Genomic DNA, 3,905 nt, shown 5'->3' on the forward strand with positions numbered 1-3,905 from the left:
CCCAGTTCAAAGATGCACCGATCTTCGATGCCGATCAGCACATGTACGAGAACCCCGATGCGCTGACGAGGTATCTGCCCAAGGAATTCCAGCCGAAGGTGCAGTTCGTCCAGATCGGCAGGCACACTCGCATCGCGATCCTGAACAAGATCACCGACTACATGCCGAACCCGACGTTCGACCGGGTCGCCGCTCCTGGTGCGCACGAGAAGTTCTACTCCGGCCAGAACCCCGAGGGTCTGTCGATGCGGGAGATGTCCGGCCGTGGCATCGACACGCCGCCGGGAGCACGCAATCCGCAGGATCGCATCGCCGAACTGGACCGCCAAGGCGTCGACTCGTGCCTGAACTACCCCACGCTGGCCAATCTGGTCGAGCATTCGGCCGCCGAGGATCCCGAACTGACCGTGGCGATCATCCATGCCCTGAACCAATGGATGCTGGAGCACTGGGGCTTCAGCCACGCCAACCGGGTCTACTCGACGCCGGTGCTAACCCTGGGACTCGTCGACGAAGCGCGTCGCGAACTCGAGTACATCCTGGACAACGGAGCCAAGGTCGCGTTGATCAAGCCAGCGCCGGTGAACGGCTACAAGGGATGGCGCTCCCCCGCGCTGCCTGAGTTCGATCCGTTCTGGCGCGACGTCGAAGACGCCGGGCTACCGATCGTGTTGCACGCCAGCCAACCTCCCCTGCAGGAGTACATCGACAAGTGGGAACCGCCGTCGACCAGTAGCGCGTTCGAGATGTCGGCATTCAAGTGGACGGCGCTGGGCCACCGTGAGATCGCCGACATGCTCACCAGCCTGATCTGCCATGGCACGTTGACCCGGTTCCCGAAGCTGCGCATCGCCAGCGTGGAGAACGGAAGCGCTTGGATCAAGCCGCTTTTCGACGACCTGCAGTCGACGTACAACAAAATGCCGCAGAACTTCCCCGAACATCCGCACGAGGTGTTTCGGCGCAACGTCTGGGTGAGCCCGTTCTGGGAGGGTTCGGTGGCCGACGTGGTGCGAACGGTCGGATGGGACAAGGTGATGTTCGGCTCGGACTGGCCGCATCCCGAAGGTCTGGCCGAGCCCAAGCGTTATTGGCAGTACGCCGAAGGCATGGACGAACGTCGCACCTACGACTTCATGGGCGACAACGCCCGTCGCTTCATGGGACTGCCGCTCGCCAACCCCGACCCGGAGGCCGTCAAGCCGCCCGCGCTTGCCAACGCCTGAGGCGCCGTCGGTTCATCGCACAAAACATGAATAGGTTATTTCGACGGTGACCGCCGGTGTCGACACAAAGTGGCCGCTGGAGAAGGTGTCAGTCGACCTAATGCCGGCACTACGAAATGCGCCGGTCAGCTGCTCACGACGCCTGTCGCCGGTGGGCTGATGTTTGCTCGTTAAGCGTTTCAATCGAATATGGCGCTGCATCGGGTTTTTGGTGCCGCAGTCGGATCGACGAACCACTCGTGGCTGAAGATCAGCCCGAACGCTTGAGGCGGTAGTCGAAGTAGTATCCCGAACAGGCGGGCGTTGAGTGTCGCCCCGTCCCGCTTGTTCGCATCGGTTCCGCCGTGTTCCGTGTCCAAATCCGTGGCCAACCCGTTGAGCGGCAAGGACAGTCGCCCCTCCAGAGGAGGTTTCTCCGGCACCGGAACAAAGGACTGGGGCACTGAACACATTCGCCACACTCTTCCCCGGCCGAATTCCGTTGTGCTAGAATCGAATTAGCGACGAGTTTCTCCCCGATGATGTAGTGACGTCGCCCTGCTGCAGTGTGGCACCGTAGGCGGCCGTGGTCCCGGCTCGCTATGCTGCCACTTGCACCCACCGATGAAACCACTTTCGCGAACCGTCGATCAGTTCCCCGGGTCCGGCGATCAGAATCCGTTTACCGGCAACGCGTCCTGAGGGTTAGTTACTCATATGTCGGGCGCCTCCGTTCAGGCGCTATTTAGAAGGGCACTATCACCCGACGCCGCGTCGTTTAACTGCTCCGGGTTTAACTGCTCCGGACAGTCCGTCTAACGCTGGTTCCACATCAGGCCGCGCATGGTCACGGACAGGGGGATATCCTCGGCAGCGATCAATCCTTTGGGTGCGCGGCACACCCAGTCGATCGCGTTGACCGCCCGACCCGCCGTCGAGATGCATCCAGCGTCACTGGAATCCAGAACTGGATGAGAGACGTGGGTGTTTATCTCCACACGTGGTTCGCCCTCCACGACGACACGGTGCACGCCGGTATGACCGTCCGGGGGGAACTCCCAGTCAGGCGCTGCGGCGGAGGTCAGCCTTGTGATGTGCTCGAGGGTGATCACCGGTTTGGCGTCGCGGACGCCCTCGGTGGCAAACCGAACCGCGGCCATCTGTCCCGGTTCCACCGTCATCATTGTGCAGTCAATGCGCTCCGGTGTGAACCAGCGTTCGGTGCGCTGCCGCACGTCGTCGAGTTCGATGTCGAGATGGTCTGCCAGACTGCGCACCTGACCGCCCCACAGCGACACAACAACCCCGGGCAGCAATAACATCGGTGGGGCGTCGTCCGGAGTCATTCCGAAACCCATTCCGGCCCCGGTGAACTCGGCGTCGTCATAGTTTCCGTAGTCGAAGATCTCCTGCACGGTGATCGACGAGACGCGGGTGCTCAGGCTGAGTGCGGCATGCACCAATGTATCGGCAGAGAAGCCCGGGTCGATTCCGTTGACGTAGAGGGAGGTGTTGCCGGCCTCGCAGGCGCGCTCCAACGGCACTCGCAACCAGTCTTCGGCGTGGTGAGGAGCGACCAGCCAGACCATTGAGCTTCCAACGACGTTGGTGCCGGTCGCGAGAAAGTTGGCTATCTGGTCGATCGCCTCCATCGGCCGAGTCTCGCCTTGAGATGTATAGACCACGCACTCGGCGCCGAGGTCTACCAGGGCGTCGACATCGTCGGTGGCGATGATGCCGGTCGGGTGGTCCAGCCCGCAGAGCTCAGCCGCATCACGACCGACCTTCGCAGAACTAGCGGCATGTACCCCGACCAGTTCTAGATCTGGCCTGCCGATGATTGCTCGCAACGAATGCCGCCCCACATTGCCCGTGGAGAATTGGATTACTCTGCGCATAGTCACCCCTCGTCTTTCTTGTTGGTGATGACTGACCGCGTGCGCGATCGGTTCGTATGTCGCAGAGGGATCGCCCACCTCGTCGGCGGCGGCGGCGGTCAGATCACGTGTCGGTTGGTGGTGAGGTGGTGGTTGCGGTGCGCGGCTTGCAGGAAGTCGCCTGTGGCGTGCACGGCGGCGTGGGCGCTGTGCGGGCTGGTCAGGTCGAATCCGTGCCCGGCCCCGGGCATTTCGAGGTATCGGACCGCCGAACGCGACACTGACCGCAGGCGGTCGACGAACGCGTGAGCTTCCGAGACTGGGATGACGTGATCGGAGTCGCCGTGGATCACCAGGAAAGGCGGCGCATCGGGATGGACACGAGCGAGCGGCGACGCGCTTTCGAAGACGTCGTGATGGCGCTCTATTGATCGGCGTACCACAATCTTTTCGATGAACCGCACGAACTGGTCGCGCTCGCGGGTGGATCGGTCGATCCAGTCGTAGCGCCCGTATAGGCTCACCACGGCATCTACCGACGGGTCGGCACCTGGAGTTAGCTCGGCGTTGAAGTCGGCGTCGTGGGGGGTCAGGCCGGTCAACGCGGCCAGGTGGCCGCCGGCTGAGCATCCGGCCACCGCCACGAACCGCGGGTCTCCACCGAACTGGTCGATGTGGGCTCGGACCCAGGCCACAGCGGCCCGTACGTCGCGGATGTGACGTGGCCACCGGTGCCGCGGCGCCACCCGGTATTGCACCGACACACACACCCACCCACGTTCAGCCAGATGCGACATCAAGCTGTAGCCCTGTAACTGGCGCC

3 protein-coding genes are annotated in these 3,905 nt (G+C 62.8%); 1 reads left to right on the forward strand and 2 read right to left on the reverse strand.

Going from position 1 to position 3,905, the window contains the following annotated elements:
* The coding region (locus QOC69_RS25360) for an amidohydrolase family protein (protein ID WP_526444825.1) at positions 1 to 1,226 on the forward strand (1,226 nt) is incomplete at its 5' end.
* A gap of 794 nt (positions 1,227 to 2,020) precedes the next feature.
* Here QOC69_RS25360 and QOC69_RS25365 read toward each other — a convergent pair.
* A complete protein-coding gene (locus QOC69_RS25365) occupies positions 2,021 to 3,103 on the reverse strand; it encodes an NAD(P)H-dependent amine dehydrogenase family protein (protein ID WP_526444829.1) in 1,083 nt (360 codons plus the stop codon).
* A gap of 98 nt (positions 3,104 to 3,201) precedes the next feature.
* Positions 3,202 to 3,905: alpha/beta hydrolase (locus tag QOC69_RS25370; protein WP_526444827.1), on the reverse strand; the 704-nt coding region annotated here is incomplete at its 5' end.

It is taken from the genome of Mycobacterium sp. (genome assembly GCF_032162105.1).
Taxonomy (GTDB): Bacteria; Actinomycetota; Actinomycetes; order Mycobacteriales; family Mycobacteriaceae; genus Mycobacterium.

Bases quoted from the DNA above. Each gene is read 5' to 3' on its own strand.
- QOC69_RS25365 (WP_526444829.1), bottom strand. From the start codon at position 3,103: ATGCGCAGAGTAATCCAATTCTCCACGGGCAATGTGGGGCGGCATTCG.